Source organism: Serratia sp. JKS296 (genome assembly GCF_900215445.1).
Lineage (GTDB): Bacteria > Pseudomonadota > Gammaproteobacteria > Enterobacterales > Enterobacteriaceae > Serratia > Serratia marcescens.
Genome location: NZ_OCMX01000001.1, coordinates 2,738,234 through 2,764,121, shown reverse-complemented (window position 1 = coordinate 2,764,121; position 25,888 = coordinate 2,738,234). Strand labels below are relative to the sequence as shown.

Annotated in this window: 26 protein-coding genes; 12 read left to right on the top strand and 14 right to left on the bottom strand. The window is 57.9% G+C overall.

Annotated elements, in window-relative coordinates; translation table 11 throughout:
- Window positions 1-27: 27 nt before the first annotated feature.
- Window positions 28-669: an NAD(P)-dependent oxidoreductase gene (locus CRO23_RS13030; RefSeq protein ID WP_016927920.1), complete on the bottom strand. Its 642-nt coding sequence runs from the start codon at window positions 667-669 to the stop codon at window positions 28-30.
- 139 nt (window positions 670-808) lie between these two features.
- Between CRO23_RS13030 and CRO23_RS13025 the strand changes: the two genes are divergently transcribed.
- The 3 genes from CRO23_RS13025 (at window position 809) to CRO23_RS13015 (ending at window position 2,997) form a co-directional block, all read left to right on the top strand.
- Window positions 809-1,738, top strand: coding sequence for a LysR substrate-binding domain-containing protein (locus CRO23_RS13025; RefSeq protein ID WP_187178368.1), 930 nt, complete (start codon window positions 809-811; stop codon window positions 1,736-1,738).
- Window positions 1,739-1,761: 23 nt separating this feature from the next.
- Window positions 1,762-2,001, top strand: a complete 240-nt coding sequence (locus tag CRO23_RS13020; protein ID WP_015377731.1) for a DUF1289 domain-containing protein — start codon at window positions 1,762-1,764, stop codon at window positions 1,999-2,001.
- 99 nt (window positions 2,002-2,100) lie between these two features.
- Window positions 2,101-2,997, top strand: a complete 897-nt coding sequence (locus CRO23_RS13015; RefSeq protein WP_004931312.1) for an aldo/keto reductase — start codon at window positions 2,101-2,103, stop codon at window positions 2,995-2,997.
- Window positions 2,998-3,056: 59 nt separating this feature from the next.
- Here CRO23_RS13015 and CRO23_RS13010 read toward each other — a convergent pair whose 3' ends face one another.
- Entirely contained in the window at window positions 3,057-4,901 is a 1,845-nt protein-coding gene (locus CRO23_RS13010; RefSeq protein WP_097102149.1) for a polyurethane esterase, read from the bottom strand.
- A 241-nt stretch (window positions 4,902-5,142) separates the two neighbouring features.
- Between CRO23_RS13010 and sodC the strand changes: the two genes are divergently transcribed.
- Complete coding sequence (gene sodC / locus CRO23_RS13005; RefSeq protein ID WP_033640491.1) at window positions 5,143-5,664, top strand: superoxide dismutase family protein; 522 nt, start codon at window positions 5,143-5,145, stop codon at window positions 5,662-5,664.
- Here sodC and CRO23_RS13000 read toward each other — a convergent pair whose 3' ends face one another.
- Genes CRO23_RS13000 through CRO23_RS12990 form a run of 3 tightly spaced genes read right to left on the bottom strand, consistent with a single transcriptional unit; the run spans window position 5,665 to window position 8,802 of the window.
- The gene (locus tag CRO23_RS13000; RefSeq protein ID WP_097102147.1) at window positions 5,665-7,695 is read right to left on the bottom strand and encodes an FUSC family protein; all 2,031 of its coding nucleotides are present in this window, start codon (window positions 7,693-7,695) and stop codon (window positions 5,665-5,667) included.
- Window positions 7,696-7,698: 3 nt separating this feature from the next.
- Entirely contained in the window at window positions 7,699-8,562 is an 864-nt protein-coding gene (locus tag CRO23_RS12995; protein WP_097102145.1) for an efflux RND transporter periplasmic adaptor subunit, read from the bottom strand.
- Window positions 8,563-8,565: 3 nt separating this feature from the next.
- Window positions 8,566-8,802 (bottom strand): DUF1656 domain-containing protein, encoded by a 237-nt coding sequence (locus CRO23_RS12990; RefSeq protein WP_004931303.1) that lies wholly within the window; start codon window positions 8,800-8,802, stop codon window positions 8,566-8,568.
- Between the two features lie 180 nt (window positions 8,803-8,982).
- Here CRO23_RS12990 and slyA point away from each other — a divergent pair, with 180 nt between their 5' ends.
- Window positions 8,983-9,414 carry a transcriptional regulator SlyA gene (gene slyA, locus CRO23_RS12985; RefSeq protein WP_004931301.1) on the top strand — a complete coding sequence of 144 codons (432 nt, stop codon included), beginning with the start codon at window positions 8,983-8,985 and terminating at the stop codon, window positions 9,412-9,414.
- 92 nt (window positions 9,415-9,506) lie between these two features.
- On the opposite strand, the gene CRO23_RS12980 is transcribed toward slyA, so the two are convergent.
- On the bottom strand, window positions 9,507-9,971 hold the full coding sequence (locus CRO23_RS12980; RefSeq protein ID WP_028128178.1) for a glycine zipper 2TM domain-containing protein: 465 nt from the start codon (window positions 9,969-9,971) through the stop codon (window positions 9,507-9,509).
- Between the two features lie 359 nt (window positions 9,972-10,330).
- Between CRO23_RS12980 and anmK the strand changes: the two genes are divergently transcribed.
- From anmK to tyrS, 4 genes are all read left to right on the top strand, one after another.
- Entirely contained in the window at window positions 10,331-11,452 is a 1,122-nt protein-coding gene (anmK, locus tag CRO23_RS12975) for an anhydro-N-acetylmuramic acid kinase (protein ID WP_097102143.1), read from the top strand.
- A 44-nt stretch (window positions 11,453-11,496) separates the two neighbouring features.
- On the top strand, window positions 11,497-11,799 hold the full coding sequence (locus tag CRO23_RS12970) for an MliC family protein (protein ID WP_016927910.1): 303 nt from the start codon (window positions 11,497-11,499) through the stop codon (window positions 11,797-11,799).
- An 89-nt stretch (window positions 11,800-11,888) separates the two neighbouring features.
- On the top strand, window positions 11,889-12,542 hold the full coding sequence (gene pdxH, locus CRO23_RS12965; protein ID WP_028128179.1) for a pyridoxamine 5'-phosphate oxidase: 654 nt from the start codon (window positions 11,889-11,891) through the stop codon (window positions 12,540-12,542).
- Between the two features lie 138 nt (window positions 12,543-12,680).
- Complete coding sequence (gene tyrS / locus CRO23_RS12960; protein ID WP_016927908.1) at window positions 12,681-13,955, top strand: tyrosine--tRNA ligase; 1,275 nt, start codon at window positions 12,681-12,683, stop codon at window positions 13,953-13,955.
- A 76-nt stretch (window positions 13,956-14,031) separates the two neighbouring features.
- On the opposite strand, the gene CRO23_RS12955 is transcribed toward tyrS, so the two are convergent.
- Complete coding sequence (locus CRO23_RS12955) at window positions 14,032-17,136, bottom strand: DUF4214 domain-containing protein (RefSeq protein WP_097102141.1); 3,105 nt, start codon at window positions 17,134-17,136, stop codon at window positions 14,032-14,034.
- Window positions 17,137-17,275: 139 nt separating this feature from the next.
- The gene (locus CRO23_RS12950; RefSeq protein WP_097102139.1) at window positions 17,276-19,630 is read right to left on the bottom strand and encodes a hypothetical protein; all 2,355 of its coding nucleotides are present in this window, start codon (window positions 19,628-19,630) and stop codon (window positions 17,276-17,278) included.
- Between the two features lie 305 nt (window positions 19,631-19,935).
- Between CRO23_RS12950 and pdxY the strand changes: the two genes are divergently transcribed.
- Window positions 19,936-20,796: a pyridoxal kinase PdxY gene (gene pdxY, locus CRO23_RS12945; RefSeq protein WP_033640488.1), complete on the top strand. Its 861-nt coding sequence runs from the start codon at window positions 19,936-19,938 to the stop codon at window positions 20,794-20,796.
- Between the two features lie 39 nt (window positions 20,797-20,835).
- Here the strand turns inward: pdxY and gstA are convergent, their stop codons facing one another.
- The 4 genes from gstA to CRO23_RS12925 all read right to left on the bottom strand — a co-directional run bounded on the left by gstA (window position 20,836) and on the right by CRO23_RS12925 (window position 23,834).
- Window positions 20,836-21,441, bottom strand: coding sequence for a glutathione transferase GstA (gene gstA / locus CRO23_RS12940; protein ID WP_016927904.1), 606 nt, complete (start codon window positions 21,439-21,441; stop codon window positions 20,836-20,838).
- Between the two features lie 92 nt (window positions 21,442-21,533).
- A complete protein-coding gene (gene dapA, locus CRO23_RS12935; protein ID WP_097102137.1) occupies window positions 21,534-22,418 on the bottom strand; it encodes a 4-hydroxy-tetrahydrodipicolinate synthase in 885 nt (294 codons plus the stop codon).
- A gap of 361 nt (window positions 22,419-22,779) precedes the next feature.
- Window positions 22,780-23,043: a DUF3811 domain-containing protein gene (locus tag CRO23_RS12930; RefSeq protein WP_004938373.1), complete on the bottom strand. Its 264-nt coding sequence runs from the start codon at window positions 23,041-23,043 to the stop codon at window positions 22,780-22,782.
- Between the two features lie 95 nt (window positions 23,044-23,138).
- Window positions 23,139-23,834 carry an HD domain-containing protein gene (locus CRO23_RS12925; protein WP_079451298.1) on the bottom strand — a complete coding sequence of 232 codons (696 nt, stop codon included), beginning with the start codon at window positions 23,832-23,834 and terminating at the stop codon, window positions 23,139-23,141.
- A gap of 202 nt (window positions 23,835-24,036) precedes the next feature.
- Here CRO23_RS12925 and CRO23_RS12920 point away from each other — a divergent pair, with 202 nt between their 5' ends.
- The gene (locus CRO23_RS12920) at window positions 24,037-24,429 is read left to right on the top strand and encodes a nuclear transport factor 2 family protein (protein ID WP_004938379.1); all 393 of its coding nucleotides are present in this window, start codon (window positions 24,037-24,039) and stop codon (window positions 24,427-24,429) included.
- On the opposite strand, the gene CRO23_RS12915 is transcribed toward CRO23_RS12920, so the two are convergent.
- Entirely contained in the window at window positions 24,426-24,695 is a 270-nt protein-coding gene (locus CRO23_RS12915) for a hypothetical protein (protein ID WP_004938382.1), read from the bottom strand. The genes CRO23_RS12920 and CRO23_RS12915 overlap by 4 nt on opposite strands.
- A gap of 276 nt (window positions 24,696-24,971) precedes the next feature.
- Here CRO23_RS12915 and CRO23_RS12910 point away from each other — a divergent pair, with 276 nt between their 5' ends.
- On the top strand, window positions 24,972-25,352 hold the full coding sequence (locus CRO23_RS12910) for a nuclear transport factor 2 family protein (RefSeq protein WP_015377744.1): 381 nt from the start codon (window positions 24,972-24,974) through the stop codon (window positions 25,350-25,352).
- Between the two features lie 7 nt (window positions 25,353-25,359).
- On the opposite strand, the gene CRO23_RS12905 is transcribed toward CRO23_RS12910, so the two are convergent.
- Window positions 25,360-25,740, bottom strand: coding sequence for a RidA family protein (locus tag CRO23_RS12905; protein WP_028128181.1), 381 nt, complete (start codon window positions 25,738-25,740; stop codon window positions 25,360-25,362).
- Window positions 25,741-25,888 lie beyond the last annotated feature (148 nt).

Below are 25,888 nucleotides of genomic sequence, written 5' to 3'. Positions count from 1 at the left end.
GGCCGAGCGGCCTGGCGGCAGGGCAGTTTAGTAGGCGGCGGTGAATTGTGCGCGAATAAACTGAGGTTTTTCAATCTCATCAACGATAGCGACTGCCAGATCTTCCACCGAAATGCTGGCCGGCGCTTCGCCGTTCATCAGCAGTTGCGTGGTGCCGAGGCGGAACTGGCCAGTGCGTTTGCCCGGCTCCAGCAGGGCGGCCGGCGAAAGATAGGTCCAGTCGAGTGCCGACTCGTTACGCAGTTTGTTGCGCAGATCGCGCACCGCCTGCGCGCCGGGGCGGATATTTTCCGGGAACTGCGGCGTATCCACCAGTTCAACGCCCGGCGCCACTTCCAGGCTGCCGGCTCCGCCGACCACCAACAGGCGTTTGACGCCGGCCTGCTCGACCGCGGTGAGGATTTGCTGGGCGCCGCGGGTGGTTTTCTCATACAGGTTGTCTTCGCCCCAGCCTGGGTTGTAGGCGCTGATCACCGCGTCCTGGCCGCGCAATTGTCCCGCCAGCCAGGCGGTGTCGGCGACGTCGCCCAGTGCGACAGTCAGATTGGCGTGCTCCGGCAAATCTTTTTTCTGGCGCGCGATTGCCGTCACCTGAATACCGCGAGCCAGCGCTTCATCCACCACGCGGCGGCCAACAAAACCGGTTGCTCCAATAATGGCTACTTTCATCTGTATGCTCCTTCGGGGATAGGTTCAGTATCGTGAGGCAGGCCGATGTGCCTGCCGCGTGGTTTCTACTCTAGTCCTTAACAATAGCCGTGATTAGTGCCATATTCATGCTTTCTTGATTAAGTAAAACTTCATAATCGTGGATAAACTCAATCGAATGGCGGTATTCGCCACCGTGGTGGCGGAGGGCTCGCTGGCCGGTGCGGCGCGGCGTCTGGGCATGACGCCGTCGGCGGTCAGCCAGCACATGCGCTCGCTGGAGAAGGCGCTTGGGGTGCCGTTGCTGCATCGTTCCACCCGCCGTCTGGCGCTGACCGAGGCGGGAGCGGCGTTCTATCCCGGCTGCGAGGCGATGCTGCAACAGGCGCTGCAGGCGGAGCAGCGGTTGGCTGAGCTGCGGGATACGCTGGTGGGTGAGCTGCGCATCGCCACCCCGGTCGGCATCGGCGGCCGCTCGTTGGCGGAGGCGCTGTCGCCGCTGTTGCAGGCGCATCCCAAGCTCACGCTGCGCGTGCTGGCGGACGATCGCATCGTCGATATGATAGAACAACGGGTCGACATTGCGCTGCGGGCCAACCGGCAGCTGGCGGACGCCAATATGATCGCGCATCCGCTGACGGCGTGGCCGATGGTGCTGTGCGCCGCACCGCGCTACCTCAGCCAGCATGGGGTGCCGGAAAAACCGCAGGATTTGGTACAGCACCGTTGGATTTCCAGCGGCTACAGCGGGGCGCATCTGGATTTGCTGCACCAGTCCGGCCAGCAGGTCAAGCTGCGGCTGGCGGAAGGACAGATCGTCAGCGAGAGCATGAACGTGATGCGCGCCTTTACCCGCGCCGGGCTGGGCATTTCCGCTCAGCCGCTGTATGAAATTGGCGACGAACTGCAGCGCGGCGAGCTGTTGCTGCTGTTGCCGGAGTGGCGGCCGGCGGCGCTCCGGCTGCACGCGCTGACGCTCGAACGCAATGTGCCGGAAAAAAGCCGCCAGGCGCTGCGCTATTTGCGCGACTATTTTCGCCGCAATGGCGAAAAGGGACTTGCCAGCGGCGGCGATGGCGTCTTCAATTAGCAAGAGAACGCAGGAGGAGCCTCGTGGCGCAGCAGCTTGAGTTTTTCGACATCCCCAGCCCGTGTCGCGGCATTTGCCAGGCCGACGATCGTGGATTCTGCCGTGGCTGCCTGCGCAGCCGCGAGGAGCGTTTCGGCTGGATGAACATGAGCGATGCGCAAAAGCGCGAGGTGCTGCGCCTGTGCCGTCAACGCTTCCTGCGGCTGCAGCGCGCCAATAAAGCGCCCGACGAGCCGCTGCCGGAGCAACCGTCGCTGTTTTAACCTTTCCTGATCTGCCGCACGTTCGTGTGGCTTACCGCTTCCCTGTGCCTCACCGGCTTGTGTATGCTGGCTGACAACTAATGTCATGAGGTTTTCGCAATGGTAGAACGTATTCGTCTCGCGCCGCAGGGGCCTGAATTTTCCCGCATGATTTGCGGTTACTGGCGGTTGATGGAGTGGGGCATGTCGCCGCAGCAACTGCTGACGTTCATCGAACAGCATGTCGAACTGGGCGTCACCACCGCCGATCACGCCGATATCTACGGCGGCTATGCCTGCGAACAGGCGTTCGGCGACGCGCTGCGCCTGAAGCCGGCGTTGCGTCAGTCGCTGGAATTGGTGACCAAGTGCGGCATCGCCACCACCGCCAAGCCCGGCAACCCGATCGGCCACTACATCACCGACCGCGATCATATCGTGCAGAGCGCGGAACAGTCGCTGCGCCATCTGCATACCGATTACCTCGATCTGCTGCTGATTCACCGCCCGGATCCGTTGATGGACGCTGACGACGTAGCCGAAGCCTTCGTTGCGTTGCACAAAAGCGGCAAGGTGCGCCATTTCGGCGTCTCCAACTTTACGCCCGCGCAGTTCCAACTGCTGCAGTCGCGTCTGCCGTTCACGCTGGCGACCAACCAGGTGGAGATCTCGCCGATTCACCAACCGGCCATTCTCGACGGCACGCTTGACCAGTGCCAGCAACTGCGCATCAAGCCGATGGCCTGGTCCTGCCTGGGCGGCGGGCGCCTGTTCAACGACGCCGAGTTTCAGCCGCTGCGCGACGAGCTGCAGCGGGTGGCGCAAGAGATCGGCGCGGAGACCATCGAGCAGGTGGTGTACGCCTGGGTGATGCGCCTGCCGTCGTCACCGTTGCCAATCATCGGCTCCGGCAAGATTGAGCGGGTGCGTTCGGCGCTCAAGGCGCAGAAACTGGTGCTGAGCCGCCAGCAGTGGTTCCGCATTCGCAAGGCGGCGCTGGGGTATGACGTGCCTTAAGGCGGGCAGAAAGAGGAAAGCCGGGCGGCGAAAGCGCCCGGCTTTTTTTATGCCGATGCTTAGGCCAACACCACCTGATCGGTGCTGAAGTGATCGAGCGAGACGCCGATCAGCGTGACCTGGCTGTGGCCGAAGGCCAGCACCAGATCGTCGTTTTGCTGCGTGGCGTAATCGCGGATATTGCCGCTGGCGCCTTCGGTGCCGATAAACACCAGTTTATCGCTGGCGTTGAAGCCATACAGCTGATCGCGGCCGAAATCGCCGCTGAACAGGAAGGTGTTGCCGTTGCCGACGCCCTTCAGAATGTCATCGCCGCTGCCGCCGACGAAGGTCAGGTTGCCGCCGGCGTGGCCGATCAGCGTGTCGTTGCCGGCGTTGCCGAACAGCCAGGCGTCGTGGCTGCGGGCCTGCAGGACGTCATCGCCGTCACCGCCGGTGGCGGCGGCGGCATAGGCTTTGAGGCCTGAGTCCGATTTCAATCCGGCGGCGGTTACCTGATGATCCACTTCTTTGTTGAAGATAAGCCAGGAGGTTTCTTTGCTGCGCAGGGTGCTGATGTCGTCCGCCAGCGTAATGCCGCCCTTGGCATCGCGCAGGTAAAGCGTGTTGCCGTCGTAGGCGACCTCGGTATTTTTCAACGCCTGCTGGGTATCGAAGATATTGTGGCCTTTGCCGCCGGCGATCAGGTTATAGCCGCCGGCGTCGCGGAAGATATCGTCGCCGTCGCGGCCCTCGAGATAGTCGTTGCCTTTGCCGCCCTTGATCAAATCATTGCCGTCGCTGCCGATGATAAACGTCGGCCCGCTGTGCGTTTCCGCGTTGCGGTTCAGGTCTTCCACCCAGGTATTGCCGCGCGTGACGTTCGACAGGTTGGAGACGATGATGGTCGAGTCTTTGTCGGTCAGCGAATAAAACTCGGAGTTCAGCACCCGCATCAGGCCGTCCTGATAGAAGAACGGCAGGTGCGACAGCCAGGTCGGAATGTTGAGAATGGAAAACGGCAGCAGGTTCCAGGCGTCTGAGGCGTAGTGATCGTTGAAGTTGACGATATTGTTGGTGGCGGAGGTATGGGGCGCATCGTGAACGCCCAACGACGCCCCGGTCAGCGTGGTGCCGTCGAGCGCGCGGAACACCGGGTCGTTCTCGTAGCCGATGTTGAGCACCTTGCCGCCGGTTTCGTACTGGGTCGGCGAGGCGAAGGCGACATAGTTGGACTGCGCGTAGAAGCCGCTCCAGCTGGCGTCGCTCTGCGCCGCCATGCTGTTGACCGCCAGCCCGCCGAGGCTGTGGCCGCTGACCACCACGTCCTCGCCGCTCAGCCCGTGGGCCTGCGCGAATTTCGCCACGTCGCCCAGCAAGTTGCCGAAGGCCTTCAGCGTGTAGCCGTCGGCGTAGCCTTTCGGCCCGAACCCGGCCAGCAGATCGTTAATCACATCGCCGATGGTATCGCCGATCAACGACTCGCGCGGGCCGCTGGTGCCGCGAAATGAGATGCCAATGGCGGTGAGATTGCCTTCGCTGTCATATTTGCCCAGCACCTCGGCCTGTGCGGTGGTGTAACCGGCGGTCTCGCCGTAGTAGGTGCCGCGCGCATCGGTTTTGCCGGCATAACCGAGCTGCTCGGCGCTGATCACCGACCAGCCGGCATTGTTTACCGCCTCCTGCGCGGCCTGTTCGGAGTCGGGATTCCAGGGGAGGCCCGGCAGGCCGCCCTGCGACTGGGTGCTGCCGATGAGCGCAGTGACCAGCGTCAGCGGCAGACCCAGCCCGAAACCGGTCTGGTGATAGCCTTCATCGAAGCCGTTATCGATATTGTGGTAAGCGTAGGTAGAGATGGCCAAGGCGTCGGAAAACAGCGCCTTCGACGCGTTTTCGTCCAGATCCTTATAGCTAAAGATGCCCATATCAGTTCCTTATGAAGTATGCCGCCTGGCCTGGAAGCGAACTCTCATGCGCCGGCGGTGGAAACAGGGAAACAACGTTAGCCGAACGACAGCTGGTCGGAGGACCAACATCGGTAGAATTATTATTAGTGCCAAATATTAGGTCTGCGAATCAAATTGGCGAGATTGTGCGTTGGTTAACAGTGCCGGCGCAGGCTCTCCTATACTGATAGCTCGATATAGTCATTAAGGAGACTGATTGATGAAACGTTATTGGTATGCGGCGCTCGGCCTGATGGCGTGTGGCGCGGCTCAGGCGGCGGCAACCGACGTCGAGATGCATCTGGTGACCGGGCAGGGTATCGGTCAGGACATCGGCAACGTGGTCATCAGCGAAACGCCGTACGGCTTACTGTTCACGCCGAGCCTGAAAGCGTTGCCGGCCGGAGTACACGGTTTCCACGTGCATGAAAAAGGCAGCTGCGAGCCGGGCATGAAGGACGGCAAAGCGGTGGCGGCGCTGGCGGCCGGCGGACATTTCGACCCGCAAAAGACCGGGAAACACCTCGGGCCGTACGCCGACGGGCACCTGGGTGATTTGCCGGCCATCTATGTGACCGCCGACGGCATGGCGAATTACCCGGTGTTGGCGCCGCGGCTGAAAAAAATCAGCGAAATTGAGGGCAAGGCGCTGATGGTGCACGCCGGCGGCGATAACCATTCGGATCATCCACAGCCGCTCGGTGGCGGCGGCGAACGCTTCGCCTGCGGCGTGATCAAGTGATCACCCGCCGCTAACGGCCGGTGCGGCGGCGGGCTGGCCCATCGCCTGTTGCAGCTGCTGCAGTGAGCAGTAAAGCCGCCAGATCAGGCCGGCCAGATCGCGCGCCGCCTGTTCCGGGTGATGCGCCAACGCGTTGCTCATGCGCAGCAGTTCCTGCAGCGTGGCGTCCAGCGAACTGTGCTGCACGCCTTTCTCCGTCATGATGCCGCGCAGGCAGTGGATACAGACGTTGCGCACCGCCGACAGTGGATCGGAACGGGTCTGCCAGTCGCGCAGCTGCCAGACGATATGGCTGCAGTTGAGCAGCACCACGCCCCAACGCAGCAGCCAGGTGCGCGCTTCCTGATCCTGACTTTGATTGAGTTGGCTGATGCGATGGTAGATCAGCGATTCGAACTGACTTTCGCTCTGCTGCGGCCGTTTGCTCAACTGATCGATAAAATCGCGCCGCAGCGCGCGGATAATGCGGCGGCTTTTGCGTTTGTCCGAGCTGGGGCGCAGGATCTGAAACGCCAACCCGGCCAGCAATACACCGACGATTTTAGCGATGTTGTCATTGATAAAGGACTGGTAGTCATAGCTCGGCGGATTGCTGACGGTCAGAAACGAGCCCATAAAGACGATCAGCTGCCCCCAAAGCGCGGCATAAGGCGGGTTCTGCAGCTTGAGCATCTGCATGTTCACCAGGATCGGGAACAGGAAGGCGCAAAACACCCAGAAATCGTCAATCTGGATCATCAAACCGAATTTCACCACGAAGCAGGCGACCGAGAGCAGCAGCACCGCCTTGAGCAAGGTGCTGACGCTGTTGATCGGCGAAGGCGTGGAAGAGTAGAGCACGCAGCTGATGGCGGTGAGCGTCAGCGCCGCGCTGCCGGCGTCCCATTGCGTGTTGATCCAGTAGGCGCAGCCGATCACGATGCATAAAAAGGTGCGCAGCCCGTTATAGGCGGCTTCGTAGCTGTCGGTATGGCGCGCCAGTGGGGTGACGCGCGGCGGCTGAAGATCGCTGACCGCCGTGGCGCTTTCCAACCGCCGCAGCCAGCGGTTGCAGCGCAGGTAGAGCCAACAGAAATCGCGCAACCGCAGCCAGAAGGCGCGATGGCGATAGTCCGCGGGATCGTGCGGCGCGATCTGCTGGAGCAGGCGCGCCAAGCGATATTTATCGGTGGCGGGATCGCGCAGTTCGTCCAGCAGTTGCGTCAGCACCGGCATCAGATTGGCGGGGCGATCCGGCCAGTTCAGCAGCATGCGGCGCAGGCTGGAGATGACGCTGGTAATGCGCAGCTGTTGATGCAGCAGATAGTTGAGCAGGTTATTTTGCCGCCGCAGCCGGTAGTGGCTCCAGAATGCCTGAATGCGCAGCAGGTTCATGGTCAGGATCTGGCCGATGACCCCTTCGTGCGAGGTGCGCATCTGCGCGGTGACCTCCGGCTGCCACAGCATGGCGGCGTGCTCCAGCAGGCGCAGCTGCATGCGCCGCAGCGAGGTCAGCAGGGCTTCGCCGTCGGAGGTGCTGGGCAGGATCATCATCATCAACCCGCCGCACAGAATGCCGGTGATCACTTCGCAAACGCGCGCCTGAGCGATGTCGAAGATCTGCTGGGTGTCGGTGACGTTGACCGTGCCGAAGGCGATGATGGCGGCGGTATAGCCCGCCAGCGCGAAGGCGTAAGAGACGTTGTTTTGGTAATGATTCGAGACGTAGGTGCACAGCCCGATCCAGGCGGCGATGAACAGCGTAAACAGCCAGGGATCGTTCAGGCAGTGGCCGGCGATCGCCACCGACGCGGCGGCGCCCACCAGGCTGCCGAAGATGCGGCCGATGCTTTTGCTGATCACGCCGCCGATGGTGGGGAAGCTCACCACCGCGGCGGAGGTGAGTGCCCAATAGGGTTCGTCGAGTTCGAGCACGAACGCCACCCACAGCGCCAGACACATCGCCAGCGAGTTGCGCAGGGCATAGCGCCATTGTCCGCCGGTCGCCTTACCCCAGGGGGTCCGGCTCCACTCCAGAAAAGGCAGATTCACACTTTAGTTCCGCTGATGAATCGAGATGGTGCAGGTGGTGCCGGCGACCAGCGTCAAATCGGCGGGCACGTTGAGCAATTTTATCCGCACCGGCACGCGCTGGGCCAAACGCACCCAAGGCACATTAGGCTTAACGTCCATTAATAGATCGTTGCTGCTGTCGACGCTCTGATCGTAAATGGCGCGTCCGATGCTCTCTACTTCCCCCCGCAGCGGCGTGTTGCCGTTATATAAAACGATGTCCGCTTTATTGCCTTCTTTTATATGCTTCAGCTTGGTTTCTTCGAAATATCCGAGCACATAAAACGAATGCACATCCACCAACGCCACCAGGGGCGTGCCGGCGTTGGCGTAGTTTCCGACGCGTGCCTGCAGGTTGGTGATATAACCGTCGGTTGGCGCATAAATTTTGGTTTTGCTCAAATTCCATTTGGCCTGTTCCAGGTTGGCCAGCGCGGCTTTATAGGCGGCCTTCATTGCCTGAGCGGCTAAATTGGACTCGTCCAAGTCTTCAGCGGAAATAACGTTACGCGGTAAACCGCGGCGGCGGGCAGCCTCGTGGTCCGCTTTGGCCAGATCGGATTGCGCTTTTGCCACCGCGGCCTCGGCATTGTCCAGCGCAATCTGGTAGGGCACCGGGTCGAGGGTAAAAATCAGACTTCCCGCAGGTACGAACTGATTGTCATTCGCGCTTATTTTCTCTAATCTTCCAGAGACTTCAGGGGTGATATTGACGAGTTCGGCGCGCACTTTTCCATCACGGGTCCATGGGGATTGCATATAATAATTCCAGAGCCACCAACCGGCGCAGACGGCAATGGCGCAGACGATCACCGTAGAGAAGTATTTTAATGTTTTATGCTGCATGGGTTACCAACTCGCTAAAATCCATAAGGAACCGCTGACGGTCAGAACGAAAATGGACAGGTCCATCAACATGGGATGCCAGATTTCACCGGAATACATCCAGTCTCTCAGCAGTTGATGAATCAGCAGCCATAAGACCAGTCCTAGTAAAAAAGCTTTAAATATAGGCGGAAAATAAAGCGATGCCCCCAGGACCAAATCGGGTAAGGGGGATGAGGTGTGTAACCATGATGTATTCACATTAACAATCCCTAAGGGTGAATATGTTGAATATTTGCATAACGATTAAACAATAACGGCTAAAAATAGTGGCTATTTCCACAATATACATTATATACATTTGTGTTTTTAATGTGAGTTACCCAAAATAGTCTAAACTCTGGGAGGTAATGTTAGCATGCTAATTATAAGGAGGGGGAAGTGGAGTCAACATTAGGTTCAGATTTAGCACGATTAGTTCGTGTTTGGCGCGCGCTCATCGATCATCGGCTCAAGCCGTTGGAGCTGACCCAAACGCACTGGGTCACTTTGCACAATATCAATCGTTTGCCGCCGGAGCAGTCGCAAATCCAGTTGGCCAAGGCGATCGGTATCGAGCAACCGTCACTGGTTCGCACGCTGGACCAATTGGAGGAGAAGGGGCTGATCACGCGTCACACCTGTGCCAACGATCGCCGCGCGAAGCGCATCAAGCTGACCGAGGCGGCCGATCCGATCATCAGGGAAGTGGACAGCGTGATCACGTCTACACGCAGTGAGATTTTAAGCGGCATTACCGCCGACGAAGTGCATCTGTTGGTAGGGCTGATTGGCAAGTTAGAACAAAATATCACCGAACTGCAGAACAAATAATAATATTCTTATTTTCTACGATTACAGTTTCACAGCATCAGAAATAAAACCGGAGGCGATTGCCTCCGGTTTGCCGTTTGTCGCCGACTGACTTACAGCGGGGAAACGGTGATGGTGTCGCCCATGCGCGCCATGCGCACACGCTGGCCAGGGCTGAACTTGGTGTCGCCCGCTTTCTGTACCACCACGATGTTCTCTTTCTGGTCGGTCTTGATTTCCAGCTCGTAGCCGGAGGTCCGACCGGCCACTTCACCGATGCTGTTACCCGCCGCGCCGCCGGCAATAGCGCCCGCCGCGGTAGCCAGCGTACGACCGGTGCCGCCGCCAACGGTGTTGCCCAACAGCCCGCCAATCACCGCGCCGCCGATCATCCCCATGGCGTTGGAGCCTTCGCCGCCCTGAATTTTAACCGGACGCACGGAAACCAGCGTCCCGTAGGTGACGGTCTGTACCTGCTTGGCCTGCGAGGACGAGTAGACATCGCCGGACATGGATTCATTGGCACAGCCGGCCAGCGTAACGGCGGCGACGGCAACGACGAGAAGACGCTTGATCATATAAAACTCCTGATGGTAGTAGTCCATAACCTGGCAATGCTCACCAGGCAAGATTCAGTGAAAATGATAGACAAAGTATGGCTGAAAGTTGACACACCGCCATGCTTCATCGCTGCATGCAGCTTAACTTTTCTCTGTTCAACCAATAATAAACCGCGGTTTACCTTTATGACAGCCTTGGCGACATTCCGTCGCCTGTTATGGCACGGTTTAACACATAGCCCGTGCCACAGCGGCGCCAGGGGGCATCTGGCTCACGATGCGTAAAAAAAGCATCATAATTCATGGCGTTAATCCGGCAATTCTGGTTTATTTGTCAGGATAAATTTTGCTTACCGCGCGGGTTAGAGGATGTTGCTATGAAGTCAGGCCGCTATATAGGCGTCATGTCCGGCACCAGTCTGGACGGAATCGATGTGGTATTGGCCGCGATCGACGATCGCATGGTGGCGCAGCAGGCCAGCTATAGCCATCCGATGCCGATGGCGTTGAAAAAAGAGATCCTGGGGATGTGCCAGGGGCAGCAAACTACGTTGGCCGCCGTCGGCCGGCTGGACGCGCAGTTGGGCTCGCTGTTCGGCGAGGCGGTGCTCGGCCTGCTGAAGCAAACCGGCATCGACGCGGAGCAGGTCACCGCCATCGGTTGCCACGGCCAGACGGTGTGGCACGAGCCGGAAGGCGACGCGCGTTTCTCGATGCAGCTCGGCGATAACAACCGCATCGCCGCGCTGACCAATATCACCACCGTCGGCGATTTCCGCCGGCGTGACATGGCGTACGGTGGGCAGGGCGCCCCGCTGGTGCCGGCATTTCATCAGGCGCTGCTTGGGCATCCCGTCGAGCGGCGCATGGTGCTAAACGTCGGCGGCATCGCCAACCTTTCTCTGCTGTTGCCCGGTACGGCGGTGCGCGGTTTCGATACCGGGCCGGGTAACATGCTGATGGACGCCTGGGTGTGGCGCCACCGCGCGCAGCCTTATGATCAGGACGGCGGCTGGGCGATGCAGGGGCGGATCTGCTTGCCGTTGTTGCAGCAGATGCTGGCGGATCCGTACTTCGCGCAGCCGGCGCCGAAAAGCACCGGCCGCGAGTATTTCAATATCGCTTGGCTGGAACGGCAGCTGGCCGGATTGCCGGCGATTGCGCCGGTCGACGTACAGGCCACGCTCACGGAACTGACCGCCGTCAGCATCAGCGAACAGGTGCAGCTGGCCGGCGGGTGCGAGCGTCTGTTGGTGTGCGGCGGCGGGGCGCGCAACACGCTGCTGATGGCGCGTTTGTCGGCGCTGCTGCCGGGTACGGAAGTTGGGCTGACCGACGATTTCGGCGTCAGCGGTGATGACATGGAGGCGTTGGCCTTTGCCTGGCTGGCCTTCCGTACGCTGTCCGGCCAGGCCGGCAATCTGCCTTCGGTAACCGGCGCCAGCCGTGAAACGGTGCTGGGTGGGATTTATCCGGTTTTGCCATTGGGGGGCCGTTAGCTCTGTTAGGATAGCCTGTGAGGATTTTTCTAAGGAGCAACAGCATGAAAAAAGTCTTTTTCGTCGCCGGCGCGCTGGCGCTGTCCGGCTGCAGTTACATCCTGCCGCAGAGCAGCCAGACGATGCACTATCAGTGTGGCACTACGCCGCTGACGGTGGCGCTCGACGGCAAGGCGAGTGAAGTCAGCCTGCTGATGGATGGCGAGCAGCTGCATCTTAAGCAGGTGCTGGCGCTGACCGGCGCCAAATACAGCGACGGTAAATACACTTTTTGGTCGAAAGACCGTAACGCCTATCTTGAGCGCAACGGCAAGGTAGTCATGAGCGACTGCGTGTTGACGGAGTGAGGGTTGACGGCGGCGTCGGAGCGATTGAGTTCCTGACGCCGCAGGCGCAGAATGTAACGACGGATTTTTTCAGTTGGTCGATAACCCAGATGATTGAAAAGAATGAGTTTGATGTTGCGGACCTGCGCCGTGAATACACCCGGGGCGGCCTGCGCCGCAACGATCTGACCGCCAGCCCGCTCGAACTGTTCGAGCGTTGGTTGAAACAGGCCTGCGACGCGCGCCTGGCGGATCCCACCGCCATGTGCGTCGCGACCGTCGACGAACACGGCCAGCCTTATCAACGCATCGTGCTGCTGAAGCATTTCGATGAGCAGGGGCTGGTGTTCTACACCAACCTCGGCAGCCGCAAGGCGCAACAGCTGGCGCACAACCCGCATATCAGCCTGCTGTTCCCCTGGCACATGCTCGATCGCCAGGTGATTTTCCTCGGCCAGGCTGAGCGTCTGTCGACGCTCGAGGTGCTGAAGTATTTCAACAGCCGGCCGAAGGACAGCCAGATCGGCGCCTGGGTCTCGCAACAATCGTCGCGCATTTCCGCGCGCGGCGTGCTGGAAAGCAAATTCCTCGAGCTGAAGCAGAAGTTCCAGCAGGGCGAGGTGCCGTTGCCGAGTTTCTGGGGCGGATTCCGCGTGAAATTTGACTCTGTCGAGTTCTGGCAAGGCGGCGCCCATCGTCTGCATGACCGTTTCCTGTATCAGCGGGACGGGAATGACTGGAAAATTGACCGACTGGCACCCTGAAGGCGGAAAATCCTCTCTAAGCGCTGGTGCTGATGCCGCCGGCGCTTTATTCTATGCGCTACCCTGAATTTTTATTTCGCCACTGGGCGAAAGGCCGTGTACCGGCAAAGGTGCATTCGTTTATACATGGAGTCATTGATGGCAAGCAGCAACTTGATTAAACAACTGCAAGAGCGGGGCCTCGTTGCCCAGGTTACGGATGAGGAAGCGTTAGCGGAGCGACTGGCGCAAGGGCCAATTGCACTGTATTGCGGTTTCGATCCGACCGCTGACAGCTTGCATTTGGGCCATCTGGTTCCTCTGTTGTGCCTGAAGCGCTTCCAACTGGCCGGCCACAAGCCGGTAGCGTTGGTGGGCGGCGCCACTGGCCTCATCGGCGATCCGAGCTTCAAAGCGGCGGAGCGCAAGCTGAACACCACCGATACGGTGAACGAGTGGGTCGAGAAGATCCGCAAACAGGTTTCCCCGTTCCTCGATTTCGACTGCGGCAACAACAGCGCTATCGCGGCCAACAACTACGACTGGTTCGGCGGCATGAACGTGCTGACCTTCCTGCGTGACATCGGCAAGCACTTCTCCGTCAACCAGATGATCAACAAGGAAGCGGTCAAGCAGCGTCTGAATCGCGACGACTCCGGCATCTCCTTCACTGAGTTCTCGTATAACCTGCTGCAGGGCTACGATTTCTCCGAGCTGTATAACCGCCACCAGGTGGAACTGCAGATCGGCGGTTCCGATCAGTGGGGCAACATCACCTCGGGTATCGATCTGACGCGCCGTCAGCACCAGAAGCAGGTGTTCGGCCTGACCGTGCCGTTGATCACCAAAGCCGACGGCACCAAGTTCGGTAAAACCGAGGGCGGCGCGGTCTGGCTGGCGCCGGAAAAAACCAGCCCGTACAAGTTCTACCAGTTCTGGATCAACACCGCCGACGCCGACGTCTACCGCTTCCTGAAGTTCTTCACCTTCATGAGCCTGGAAGACATCAACGCGCTGGAAGAAGAAGACAAGAACAGCGGTAAGGCGCCACGCGCCCAGTACGTGCTGGCGGAAGAAGTGACCGGCATGGTGCACGGTGCGGAAGGCCTGGCGGCCGCCAAGCGCATCACCCAGAGTCTGTTCTCCGGTGCGCTGCACGACATGACCGAAGCGGACTTCGCCCAACTGGCGCAGGACGGCATGCCGACCATCAAACTTGAGCGCGACGCCGATCTGCAGCAGGCGCTGGTGAATGCCGAACTGGTGCCGTCACGCGGCCAGGCGCGCACCATGATCGGCTCCAACGCGGTGACCATCAACGGCGAGAAGCAGTCCGATGCCGAATACCGCTTCAGCGATTCAGACCGTCTGTTCGGCCGTTACACGCTGTTGCGTCGCGGCAAAAAGCATTACTGCCTGGTGGATTGGCAGTAAGCGTCAGCCAGTCTATATGACATGAAAAGCCCGGGGAGCTCCCCGGGCTTTTTTTATCGCATGGCGCGGATGACGATTAGGCAAACGCCTCCGGCAGCGAGTTTTCGGCCGCAACACCGTTCACGGTGACGGCGGGCGAGTGGTAGTGCAGAGAGACGGCAGCCAGATAAGGATCCTGATTGCCGATCGAGAACACCACATCATCGGCGTCAAAGCTGTGATTATGATTGCTATCCACGATGACATAGAGCGATTTGTCCAACTTTAGCAATCCGACTTCCGCCAGGTTATTGGTGCTGGCGCCGTTCGTTATTTTCGCCAGTACCTGTGAGAACAGCGCTTGCGCATTGTCCGTCGCATTCAGGCCACTGAACGCATTTTGTAACTCAGCTTGGGTGGTGGCGCTGCCGTACAAGGTTGCGGTCTTGTCTCCTGTCTTGGAGAAAACCCATGGGTTGTCGGTTTCTCCCACGGAGATGACGCTGTTGGCATAGCCGGTATTGAGCGTGACCATATTGTCTATTTTGCTATCGGTAAAATGTAACGTACCGGCGCTATCCAACGTCGTGTTGCCCTTAACGTCGGCTTTATAGACGGTCAATCCGGTGCGGTCGACCGTTAACTGGTCGCCGGCAAGTTCGGCAATGACATGGGCGAAATCGTCTTTATTGGCCAGCGTGTTTAGCGTGTTGTAGAAAGCGCCGCCGCCGGTGCCGCCTTTTTCTGCGACGAGGAACAGCTTCATGTCGGAGTAATAACGGCGTTCATCGGTAAATTCGCTGCCTATGATGGTTTTCAGATTATCACTAAAATCTGCGGCAACGGTCAGATTAAGCACCAGCGGCTTATCGCCTGTGTACATATAGCCGCTCAGCATCAACGTGCTAATCGAGTTGTCCCCGCCGCTCAGGGTCAACGTGCGATTTTGCACAATGTCGAGATTGCTGCCCATACGGATTTCGAGCGTTTCTTTATGGTTCGATGTAAAGCTGAAAGTACCCATATTGAGGTTGGTTACCGTATGGCTAGCCGTATCGGTAAAGAACAATTTAAAACTGTCGTCGCTATGTGCCGTATCGCTGATGTGGATACGGCTTTTCGCGGTCAAGTCGCCGCCGAGGGTAAACTGTCCGCTGCTGACGTTGAGCAGCGTTAAATCTCCGGAGTAGGCCGTAATTACCCCTCCAGCCGACCCCGTAGCGTTTTGCGAAGCATTGGGTTGCGCCATTTCGCCTTGTTTTAGCGAGTTGATGTTACCGTAAATCGGGTGGGAGACGGTGGCTTCTTGCGTGAACACCCCAAAGTCAAATACCTTGTTGCCTTCGGTAGCGACCCGCTGCCCGTTAAGATAAATCTCTCCGGTACCGCGATAGTGGGTCAAATCTACATAGTTGAAATATAGGAACTGATTAACGTTATTTGTAATTTCAGCGTCATAGCCGCCGCCGACGCTGGCCGTCAGGTGGACGACCTTGGTGAAAAAATTGGCTGAGACACTATAGTAAGATGTCTCGGGATCGCTATTAAGCGCCGTCGCTTTGAAATCACGGCTGACCCTATTGCCGCTGTCGGCGGTGGCATTGCCTTGCCAGACAAGCTGATGCTTCCCGGCGGCCAGATTGATTTGCGCGGCTGCCGTCGTCATATCGAGCCGGTCGGCGACGACGGTGCTGTTCTTCACGTTGGAAAAGTTAATCCCTTCGGGGGCGTTCAGCAGGTTGCCCTCGCTAAGAAAAAGGGTGACATTCAGGTTTCTCAGCGATTGAAGCATTGCTTCACTGGTGGCGAAGTCGCCCTGCAGCGTGACTTTTTGCAACGATTTGGCAAAGCTGAGATCGACCGCGGAGCCGATCTCGGCGTTAAGGGTGATCTCGCGCAGCTGGCTGATTTCCGCATGGCTTAACGCGTGTTGCTTACCGGTATTCAGGCTGCCGTTGAGGGCGCCGTCGGCATTCGACATCGTGACGTTGCCGCGGATCTGGTATCCCAGCTCGCTGCCAATTTTGTATTCGAGATTGACGAGTTGCTCGTGACTTGGGCTGACTCCGCCCTCCAGCGGCGCTTCCCCGCTGCGGAACGCATGCAAAATATTCAGCGTCGCCTGCAGCGGATTATTGCCGGCTTTGAGCAAAATTGCCTGTTTTTGCAGTTCGCTCAGCGCCGGGCCGTAATACAGTTCGTGATAAATCCTGGCGAAGTCTGCGGCATCTTTGAAGGGGGAGGATTTAGCCAGAATGGTCAGCAGATCGAGCTCGGAGTTCCCCGCGGCGAGGAATTTGCTGTAACTGTCCAGTCCGGTTGATTCCAGCGTGGCCTTTTTCCCCAGTTGCAGAAAGAGCAGCGCCACGCTTTCCTGATAGTTGGCCGCAGCCATCTCACCCGCAGCGTAGACATGGGTAGCATTAAGAAAAGCCTGTTTGGCGGCGGCATGTGCTGTGTCGTTGCGAATATCGGCGATCAGACGCATGATGACGTCGCCTCGCGTTTCGGTGTGATTATTCAACCCGGTGACATAATTGGCGAGCTCGCTTGCGCCAGCATCAACGCCGAAAGTATTTTTATAGACGGTTTTGACGAAGTCTTCATTACTTAACGTGGTCAACGCGCTACGCGTATCGACGAAACGGCCGGCAATATAGCTGGCGTCAGCTTTTCCTGTCGCCAGCACCTGGCTCCAATAATTGACGCCTTCCGCCACCGCGAGGCTGCCTACGATGTAAAACAGGGCTTGAATATCGGCTGCCGCTTCAGCATTCGCGGGATAGGGGGACAAAGCGGGGTGTAAGGTTGTATCAATAATATCAAACAAATGCTGTTGCTGTGCGACCGGTGCCGCAGCATCACCCATATAGCTCTTCACGCCGGCGATAAGATCCTTGGTAATCAGCCCCAGCGTTTTTCCTGCATTGGCTTGCGCGACCAGCGTGGCCAGCAAATCGGGTGCTGGATCGGCGCCTGTCGTATTTTTATAGATGTATTGAATTTTTTGCGACGTTGTCAGGCCGTCATAGCGATGATGCCCATCTTGAGACTGGATGAATTTTTCGGCCAGTTGATCTCTGCTGTACTGCCCCGATTCCAGCTGGCGGGCAAAGAAGTTTAATGCGGCGCTATCGGCTTTTTTACCGAGTGTGGCATAAAAAAGGATGGCTACATCCTGTTGTGACGATAATAAACTCATGTTAACCCCTGTGTTGACAAAAAATAAGCATCAACAAGTACAGTCCAAATCCACATGATTGCAATGCGGTTGAGCCTAAGGAAATTCTGTATTTTTCGCGAATGCGGCCGCCGTTTGAGGCGACCGCACCCGCAGAGAGTTAGACCAAACTTAGCTCTGTGACGGATGGGGTGGAAGTGCCGGCAAGATCAATAGTCGGCGCCCGATAATGAAGGTTTGCTGCAATCTCATAAATATCTTTATCTCCCAAGGAGAATACAATGTCCTCAGCGTCAAATTGCTTATTGTGATTATTATCAATGATAATGTATGCATTGGTTGCCAACTTGAACACGCCTACGCTTTGCAGATTATTTTCACTGCCGCCATGGGTTATTTTTGATAGCGCCTGAGCAAATATATCTTGCGCCGTGCTGTCGTCTGCGACGGTTAATGAATCAAACAGGGTATTGATGTCGGCCATTTGCGTCAGGCTGCCATAAGGCACGATATTGCCGGATTTTTCGCTGTCGAACAGCCACTGTTGACCCCGAACACCAACGGTAAGCGTGTCGGTCGGCGTGAGAGTGTTAATCGTGACCATGCTGTCGATCGTGCTTTGTTCAAAGTTGATTTTGTTGTGGTGCGCGTATTGATTGGCCATCGCCAGGTTATTCAGCGTGGTATTGCCTTTGATAGTCAGGGTCTGAGTATTGGTGTACTGGATGTTGATCTGTTCGCCGGTCAGTGCGCCGATAATACCGCCATAGGCGCTCGGGTCGTTCAGTGCGGATAGCAGTTTATAAAACTCGCCGCCGCCGCTGCCGGCCTTATCCAGCTTCAGATCGGTTTCAACGCGCGGGATCCCTTCATTCATGGGATCGAAAATGGGTTCAATAACAATATGTTTCAAGCTGTCGCTAAAGTCAGCTTTTACCGTCACTTCCAGCTTTCCTATGCCGCTGATGTTGATCTTGGAAATATTGTTGCCGGCGCCTTCCAGCGCCACCGAGGCGAGTTTCGAACCATTGGCATACAGCCGCAGCTCTTCTTGCGGCCGTGCACCAATGAAATGGCTGGCGAAACTGAGCGTTCCTGCGTCCAGGCGTTCGATGGCGCTATTTCCGATGCTTACCCCCCAAGGGCCAAATAACGTCGAGGGAGGCGTAACCGGCGCCAGTTCCAGGTGAAGCTTGCTCTGCGCACCGGCATCGCCGTTGATGGTGAGAAAAGGCAGCGTGTCGAAGACGGGAAGATTGATGATATGTACATTATCGGCGAAACCGGAAAGCGTAAGACCTTGACTTCCCGTCCAGTAATAACCGTCACCACTTTTTACAGCATGGGGCGCCTGCTGCAAGTGGGTGACGTCTGTATAATGGTCGTTATAAATACTGGCCGTTTGATTGATTACGCCATAATCGAATACGTTGGCGCCTTCTGTCGCGATCAATTTACCATCCAGATAAATGTTTCCGGTACCGCGATAACCTGCCAGATCGATCTGAGGAAAGAATTGGAACTGGTTAATATTGGTTTTGATTATTCCTTCAATACTGCCGCTTGCCGTTGTGGTCAGATAGATATCCTTTAAGATCAGGTTGGCGGAAATAACGCCATCCGCATCAAAATAGTTCTGTGCGGTGAACGTCGTGCTGACAATATTGGCACTATGATTCACGCCATTGCCACTCCAAAACAGACTGGCACCACCGATGCCAAAAAGAATTTCCATTTTGGCATTGGCGAGATCGAACTTATCGGAAATCACCACCACATCACGTTCGGTACCAAATGTAATCTTGTCTACCGTTTTGAAGTAAGGGTTATCATCCAGATTAAGCCGCAAAGCGAATCCCTTATTTTTTAGCGAGTTCAGGGCGGTGGTATCGGTTGGCGCACTCCCTTGCAAGGTCACCTCTTTCAACTGGGGCGAATGGCTGAAATCAACGGCGGCCGAGGCATTCACATTAAGAAAGACGTGCGTCAGAGCGGCCAATTCCTCAGGACTCAACGGATGCTGACTGCCGGTGTTCACCGAGCCGCTCAATATGCCGTCGGCGGAGAGCGACAATTCGGCGATAGGCGTGTAATTCAGCGGTTGAGCGATCTTGAGTTGATAGGCGGCGACATCCGTCGACTGAGGCTCACGAGCACCGTCGAGTGGGAGCATCCCCTTGCAGAATGACGCGATGCTGGTTTGGTATCGATCGTGGCCGGCGTTCTGTAGCAAGGCCAGGGAGACGTCCTGGCTCAGATTTTCGTGATACAGCGAAGCGTAGATTTTTTCGTTGTTGTCAGCCCGCAGGAAGTGGCGGGCGCTGGCCAGCAGCCTAAACTGCTCGACGGAAGGTGTCCCGCTGGCGAGCGAACGGCCAAAGGTATCGAGAGCGGCCGCGTCGGCGAAGGCGCCTGACTCACTTTGGCTATCAGCGCTTTTCTCAAGCTGTTTAGCTAAATAAGTCAAGGTATTGGCATCGGCCTTCTTTCCCCATTGAAGTTTCAGTAAGCTCATGAAATATATCCTCTGGATACGCTGAAGTGATAGTGAATGAATAGACAATTACAGTTCATAAGGGCCGAAATGCAATGTTAGGCCAGTCTGAGGATGGCCTGATTTTTCCCGCTGTCACTGCCTTGTCGGTCGGTTCTCGGCTTTTTTTGGATCGGACTTTTCGCTACAATATGCCGCCGTCGAAAGCATAAAAATTCCTCTCATTTCTTGTTTTTAACAGCGCCGGCATGACGTTTTCGCGTTGTGCACCCATTATCATTTCGCCGCGGGCTGATGCACACGGCATGGCGAGGTCAGTTGTTCCGATGAAAAACATTCTTTCTATCCAGTCGCACGTGGTGTTTGGTCACGCCGGCAACAGTGCGGCTGAATTTCCGATGCGCCGCATGGGCGTCAACGTCTGGCCGCTGAACACGGTACAGTTCTCCAACCATACGCAATACGGCCAGTGGACCGGCTGCGTCATGCCGGCCAATCACCTGACCGAGATCGCGCAGGGCATCGCCAATATCGATCAGCTGAAGCGCTGTGATGCGGTATTGAGCGGTTATATCGGTTCGCCGGAGCAGGGCGACCATATTCTGGAGATCGTGCGTCAGGTTAAGCAGGCGAACCCGAATGCCTGGTATTTCTGCGATCCGGTGATGGGACATCCGGAAAAAGGCTGCATCGTGGCGCCGGGCGTGGCCGAGTTTCACTGTCGCCAGGCGTTGCCGTGCAGCGACATGATGGCGCCGAACCTGCTGGAGTTGGAGATGCTGAGCCAGATGGCCGTCGCCAACGTGGCCGATGCGGTGCAGGCCGCCCGCGCGCTGATCGCCAAAGGGCCGCGGCTGGTGCTGGTCAAGCACCTGGCCCGCGCCGGCTATCACGCCGACTGCTTCGAAATGCTGCTGGTGACGGCGGACGAGGCTTGGCACATCAGCCGGCCGCTGGTGGACTTCGGCGCGCGTCAACCGGTCGGCGTCGGCGATTTGACCAGCGGTCTGCTGCTGGTGGATCTGCTGAAGGGTGAGGCGCTGGATAAAGCGCTGGAGCACGTGACCGCCGCCGTGTATGAGGTGATGCTGACGACTCAGGAGATGGGGGAATACGAGCTGCAGGTAGTGGCGGCGCAGGATCGGATCGTGCAGCCGCGCAGCGAGTTCAAAGCGGTAAAACTGTAAGTGCAACGGGCCCCGGCGATAGCCACCGGGGCCGAATGTTTACTTCAATCCTTCGGCGTTCAGCGCCGCATCCACCGCCGGGCGCGCCGCAACGCGATCGAACCAGGCCGCCAAATGGGCGTGCTTGCGCACGTCAAACTGCAGGGCGAATGCCCAGCGCAGCACGGTGAACAGGTAGGCGTCAGCCACGCTGAAACGGCTCCCCAACAGGAAGTGCTGCTTCGCCAGTACCGAATCCAGATAGCTGAACTGCTGCTCCAGCTTGGCGCGCGCGATGGTTTTGTATTCTTCGGGCGTTTTCGGGTTGAACAGCGGGCTGAATCCTTTGTGCAGCTCGGTGGCAATGTAGTTCAGCCATTCGATCGCGTGGTAGCGCGACAGGGTGCCCGCCGCCGGGATCAGGTTGCGATCCGGCACGCGGTCCGCCAGATATTGCACGATCGCCACGCCTTCGGTCAGCAGGCTGCCGTCATCCAGCAGCAGCGCCGGGACCTGTCCCTTGGGGTTGATGGCGAGGTAATCGGCGCCGCTCTCGGTTTTCTTCTGCGCCAGATCGACCTTCTCCGCCGTAAAATCCAGCCCTGCCTCACGCAGCACGATATGCGGGGACAGCGAACAGGCGCCGGCTTTATAGAACAGTTTCATCGGAAGCTCCTTGTTGATGACGAATGACGGGCATGCTTAACCTCTCATCGTAGTCCCGTGGCGCCAAAATTACAGCGGCTTAGCTAACAAATTTAACCGACGATCGCCTCTGCGGGCTGCAGTTGCGCCAGCGTCGCGGCGATCTGTTGCTGCAGCGCCGGCGGCGCCACCTGCATCGGCGAACGCAATTCGTTGGCGATCAGCCCCTGCTGGGCCAGCACCGTCTTGACCGGCGCCGGATTCGGGAAGCTGAACATCTGGTGGATCATCGGCAGCAGCTCATAGAAGTTGCTGCGCGCCGCGGCCAGATCGCCGGCGGCGACCTGCTGCACCAGCTGGACGAAACGTTCCGGGTGAACATGCGCGGCGGCGGAGATGGCGCCGGTGCCGCCGAGGCACAGCGTGGTGAGGATCAGATTGTCTTCCCCGGTCATCACATCGATTTCGCCATCGGCGATCAGCGCCATGGTGGCGTCAGGGTTGCCGCCGCAGTCCTTGATGGCGGTGATGCGCGGATGGCGAGCGAGCCGGCGCAGCGTGGCCAGCTCCATGGCGATGCCGGTGCGCTGCGGAATGTTGTACAGGATCACCGGCACGGTGGAGGCGTCGGCCAACTGGGTAAAATAGTCGATCAGGCCGCATTGCGAAGGGCGGATGTAGTAAGGCGCCGGGATCAGCACGCCAGCGATGTCGCGCAGCTGAATGGCCTGCTGCATTTGCAGCGTGGCGGCCATGTTATTGCCGGAAAGGCCCATCACCACCTGGCGTGCAGGCGCCACCTCCAATACGGCGTCGAGCACCGCCAGCTGTTCTTCTTTGCTCAGCGCAGCGGCTTCACCGGTGGAGCCGCAGACCACCAGACCATCGACGCCGGCGTCGAGCAGGTGCCGCGCCAGGCGTTGCACCGCCGGCAGGTCGACGGCGTCGTGATTGAAAGGGGTAACCATCGCCACCCAAATACCCGAAAATGAGGCCATAAAATATTCCTTCTGTGTGACCGACAGAGAAGCCAGATGAGAAAATTGAAGGCGGGGCGTTGCGTGCCATCCAGTCAGCTCATCTGACGGGACAGCGCGCCCCGGTCAAATGAGCGTCTGTTTCTTCGATGTAACCGCCGCCAAACCGCCAACGAGCAACGCAGGTGTCATCAGAATATCAGCGTTGCGTGGGTAGGCCATGGCAGTCTCGCGAAAAGGGGAAGTGGGGTGATAATGAATATTCTTCATCAGACTGTCAATTTACAACAGATTGATAACATTGTTATTCATGATGCGCCGGTGAGGATGAGTTTGGCTAATAAATAAAAATCCCCGCCGCGGCGGGGAGGGTTGAGTTGGCTCAGCGCGGCGGGCGGGAGCCGATGGTGGCGGACCAACTGAAAGTGTCGCCGCTCGGCCGGTAGCGATTGGCTTTGCGTTCTGCACGCTCCGCCTTGGCGAGCTTCGCTCTGGCGGCCATGATGCGCGCCACCACTTCATCCTTGACCTTGTGCTGTTCGGCATTGGTCAGCGGCCTGCCATGGCTTTTACGCGCCTTGTCCAATTCGGTTTTCACTTCCCGCTGTTCGCTTTCCGTCATCTCTTTCAACGTCAACTTTTTCATCTGTGCCGCCCGTTCGGTGAAGTTGACTTACAGTTTAGCGGCGTTATATGACCGAAAATGTTATGGGCATAACGAAAATGCCCCATAGGCCGGCATTACACCTCTTCCAGCAGATCGTCGACAAAGCGCCGCATGCGTTCGGTGCGCTGTTCGGCCATCTGCCGCCCGGCGGCGGTCTGGAAGCCGTCTTGCAGTTTGAACAGCTTGGTTTCGAAGTGATCCAGGCTGAAACGCTTGTCGTCGTATTGGCGATGTTCAGCCCGCGGGTCGGCGGCGTCGTACAGCGCGCTGCGCATGCGGCCGCCGATATAGAAGCAGCGCGCCACGCCGATAAGGCCGATAGCGTCGAGGCGATCGGCATCCTGCAGGATCTTCGCCTCCAGCGTTTGCGGCGGGATGCCGGCGGAAAAACTGTGCGCTTCAATGGCGTGAGCCACCGCCGCGATGTCCGCCGGCGCCCATTCCAGCCGGGTCAGCGTCAGCGTGGCTTGCTCCGCCGCCATGCGCGAGGCCAGATGGCGCTGCGGCGAATTCTTTTCCACCGCGACGGCGTCGTGCAGCAGCACCGCCGCGCAGAGAATGCGCCGGTCGCCGCCTTCCTGCTTGCTGATCCGACGGCAGTTCTTCCAGACTCGGTGCAGGTGCGCCACGTCATGCGAACCGTCGTCCGACTCGAGGGTGAGCGGCAACAGCGTTTGCGCCAGCGTCTGGTAGGGGGAAAACGGTTGTAACAACTCTTGCGTCAGCGAGGGTAAAGACACGTTCAGCTCCTGTTGGGGAAAATCGGTCAATCAGCATAGCCGTGTCGGATGCCGGGAAAATGACAGAAAAATGGCTATTGTTTACTAAAGTGCAACCCACTATTGTCATAACTGCGGTTTTTGCAGCGAAACAAGCAACCTAGAATAGCCGCATTCCGCCGTCTCCGCTTGGTGAGAGCCTGTGTCCGCGGGGATGGCCGGAATATCCTCATCAGCCATTTGGAGAAGAGACATGCCAACCCCTCTTGAAATAGTGCGCGCAACCTATGAAGGCAGCTCCGAAGAAAACGGCCGTAATCTGCTGGCGGCGCTGGCCCCCGATGCCGAGTGGACCGAAGCCGCCGGTTTCCCTTACGCCGGTACCTATATCGGCCCGGAGAACATCATCAAGAACGTGCATCAGCGCCTGGGCAGCGAATGGCAAGGTTACCGCGCCGACGTCGATCACTTTTACGACGCCGGCGACAACGTGATCGCTCAGGGTTTTTATCACGGCACCTACCGGGCCACCGGCAAATCCTTCAGCGCCTCTTTTGCGCATATTTATACGCTGCGCGCCGGCAAAATCGTGAAGTTCGTGCAGATCGTCGACAGTGCTAAAGTGCTGGAGGCGATGCAGCCTTAATCGCCGCTGCGCTTGCCGAATTTGCGGTCGAACTCGCGCCGATAACCCCGGGCCTTGTTGCGATCGCGGATCCACAAATAGCCGCATACCAGCGCAACCGCTCCCGAGAAGGTGACGTTGCGCATATCCCGGTCATACCAAAACACCAACAGCGCATCCAGCGCCGCAATCAGCGCGATCCATTTGTACATATGGGATTGGCGCCGCGTGGCGGCGTTGAGTCGTTTTAACTGTCTGGCTTCGTCCAACACCGGTTTTTGCTGCATAGCGTTTCGTTATCGTCAGGCTGTTCACGCTAAATTAGCAGAATTTCCCTCACCGTCGCAAAGATTAACGCGCGGCGCCATGCGGTTTTCATCGCCCCTGGCACGGCGCAGAAAATTTATGCGCGGGCGCTTGAATTGTTCATCGGGCGTGATAGGTTGTTTATTCGTTATTTTTGGTTTTTTATTCAAAATTCACCGTGTCATCAAGCTGCAGCACGGGCCGGTTAACGTGATGGGTTCGACGCATGCGGCGGTTAACTTCGGCAGGAGGATGTGATGAACGATAAAACGGCACGCCCGCAGGATGTGGTTCAACAACAGCTTGACGCCTATAACGCCCGCGACATCGAGGCCTTTATGGCCTGCTGGGCGGACGACGCCCAGTATTACGAACATCCAGACACGCTGTTGGCCAGCGGCAAAGCGGCGATCCGGGAACGGCATCTGGTGCGTTTCCAGGAGCCGAGTCTGTATGGCGAACGGATAAAACGCATGGCGGTAGGCAATATGGTGGTCGATCAGGAGGTGGTGACGCGCAATTTCCCGCAGGGGCGCGGCAAAATGGATGTCATCGCCATCTATGAAGTGGAGCAGGGGCGGATCGCCAAAGCCTGGTTCAAGATCGGCCCCTGCGTGCCGGATGAGGGCGCGCTCTAGCCGCGCATTATTGCAACGCCATCACCGCCTCTATTTCCACACACACCGCGGGTGAGAACAACGCGCTGACCGCCATCAGTGAACAGGCCGGCAGCGCGCCATCGAAATAGTCAAACAGCACCGGGCGCACGCCCGCCAGATCGGCGATGTCGGTCAGGAACACGCTGATTTTAATCAATGCCTTGAGGTTGACGCCTTCGCTGGCGGCAATGGTGGCCAGCTGTTCGAGGATCTCCTGCGTTTGCTCCGGCGCGCTCAACCCCTGAGCGTCGGTGGCGAAAGCCGTCAATCCGGAAACGTATAAGCGATCGCCGTGGCGCACCGCATGCACATAGGGGCCGCCCGGCGTCGGCAACTGCGGATAATTCGTGCGTTTTAATGATGTCATGGTCAAACCCCGCGCAAGACCGGTTAATAAAATCGACAAACTTGGTTAGGATACTGAAGAAACGGCGGCCAGGCGCCGCGCACCGATGATATTTGAGAGTATCATCCCTCTTTTTTATACGTCGTCTTCACCCGAATGTGACAGTGCG

What these genes read in the sequence shown, in the direction of transcription:
- sodC (WP_033640491.1), top strand. Translation starts at nt 5,143, where the DNA reads ATGAAACGTTATTGGTATGCGGCGCTCGGCCTGATGGCGTGTGGCGCG.
- CRO23_RS13030 (WP_016927920.1), bottom strand. Translation starts at nt 669, where the DNA reads ATGAAAGTAGCCATTATTGGAGCAACCGGTTTTGTTGGCCGCCGCGTG.
- CRO23_RS12970 (WP_016927910.1), top strand. Translation starts at nt 11,497, where the DNA reads ATGAAAAAAGTCTTTTTCGTCGCCGGCGCGCTGGCGCTGTCCGGCTGC.
- CRO23_RS12930 (WP_004938373.1), bottom strand. Translation starts at nt 23,043, where the DNA reads ATGAAAAAGTTGACGTTGAAAGAGATGACGGAAAGCGAACAGCGGGAA.
- CRO23_RS12920 (WP_004938379.1), top strand. Translation starts at nt 24,037, where the DNA reads ATGCCAACCCCTCTTGAAATAGTGCGCGCAACCTATGAAGGCAGCTCC.
- CRO23_RS13015 (WP_004931312.1), top strand. Translation starts at nt 2,101, where the DNA reads ATGGTAGAACGTATTCGTCTCGCGCCGCAGGGGCCTGAATTTTCCCGC.
- CRO23_RS12915 (WP_004938382.1), bottom strand. Translation starts at nt 24,695, where the DNA reads ATGCAGCAAAAACCGGTGTTGGACGAAGCCAGACAGTTAAAACGACTC.
- CRO23_RS12955 (WP_097102141.1), bottom strand. Translation starts at nt 17,136, where the DNA reads ATGAGTTTATTATCGTCACAACAGGATGTAGCCATCCTTTTTTATGCC.
- CRO23_RS12910 (WP_015377744.1), top strand. Translation starts at nt 24,972, where the DNA reads ATGAACGATAAAACGGCACGCCCGCAGGATGTGGTTCAACAACAGCTT.
- dapA (WP_097102137.1), bottom strand. Translation starts at nt 22,418, where the DNA reads ATGGCCTCATTTTCGGGTATTTGGGTGGCGATGGTTACCCCTTTCAAT.
- pdxY (WP_033640488.1), top strand. Translation starts at nt 19,936, where the DNA reads ATGAAAAACATTCTTTCTATCCAGTCGCACGTGGTGTTTGGTCACGCC.
- anmK (WP_097102143.1), top strand. Translation starts at nt 10,331, where the DNA reads ATGAAGTCAGGCCGCTATATAGGCGTCATGTCCGGCACCAGTCTGGAC.
- CRO23_RS12950 (WP_097102139.1), bottom strand. Translation starts at nt 19,630, where the DNA reads ATGAGCTTACTGAAACTTCAATGGGGAAAGAAGGCCGATGCCAATACC.
- CRO23_RS12905 (WP_028128181.1), bottom strand. Translation starts at nt 25,740, where the DNA reads ATGACATCATTAAAACGCACGAATTATCCGCAGTTGCCGACGCCGGGC.
- CRO23_RS12980 (WP_028128178.1), bottom strand. Translation starts at nt 9,971, where the DNA reads ATGATCAAGCGTCTTCTCGTCGTTGCCGTCGCCGCCGTTACGCTGGCC.
- gstA (WP_016927904.1), bottom strand. Translation starts at nt 21,441, where the DNA reads ATGAAACTGTTCTATAAAGCCGGCGCCTGTTCGCTGTCCCCGCATATC.
- CRO23_RS13010 (WP_097102149.1), bottom strand. Translation starts at nt 4,901, where the DNA reads ATGGGCATCTTTAGCTATAAGGATCTGGACGAAAACGCGTCGAAGGCG.
- pdxH (WP_028128179.1), top strand. Translation starts at nt 11,889, where the DNA reads ATGATTGAAAAGAATGAGTTTGATGTTGCGGACCTGCGCCGTGAATAC.
- CRO23_RS12995 (WP_097102145.1), bottom strand. Translation starts at nt 8,562, where the DNA reads ATGCAGCATAAAACATTAAAATACTTCTCTACGGTGATCGTCTGCGCC.
- tyrS (WP_016927908.1), top strand. Translation starts at nt 12,681, where the DNA reads ATGGCAAGCAGCAACTTGATTAAACAACTGCAAGAGCGGGGCCTCGTT.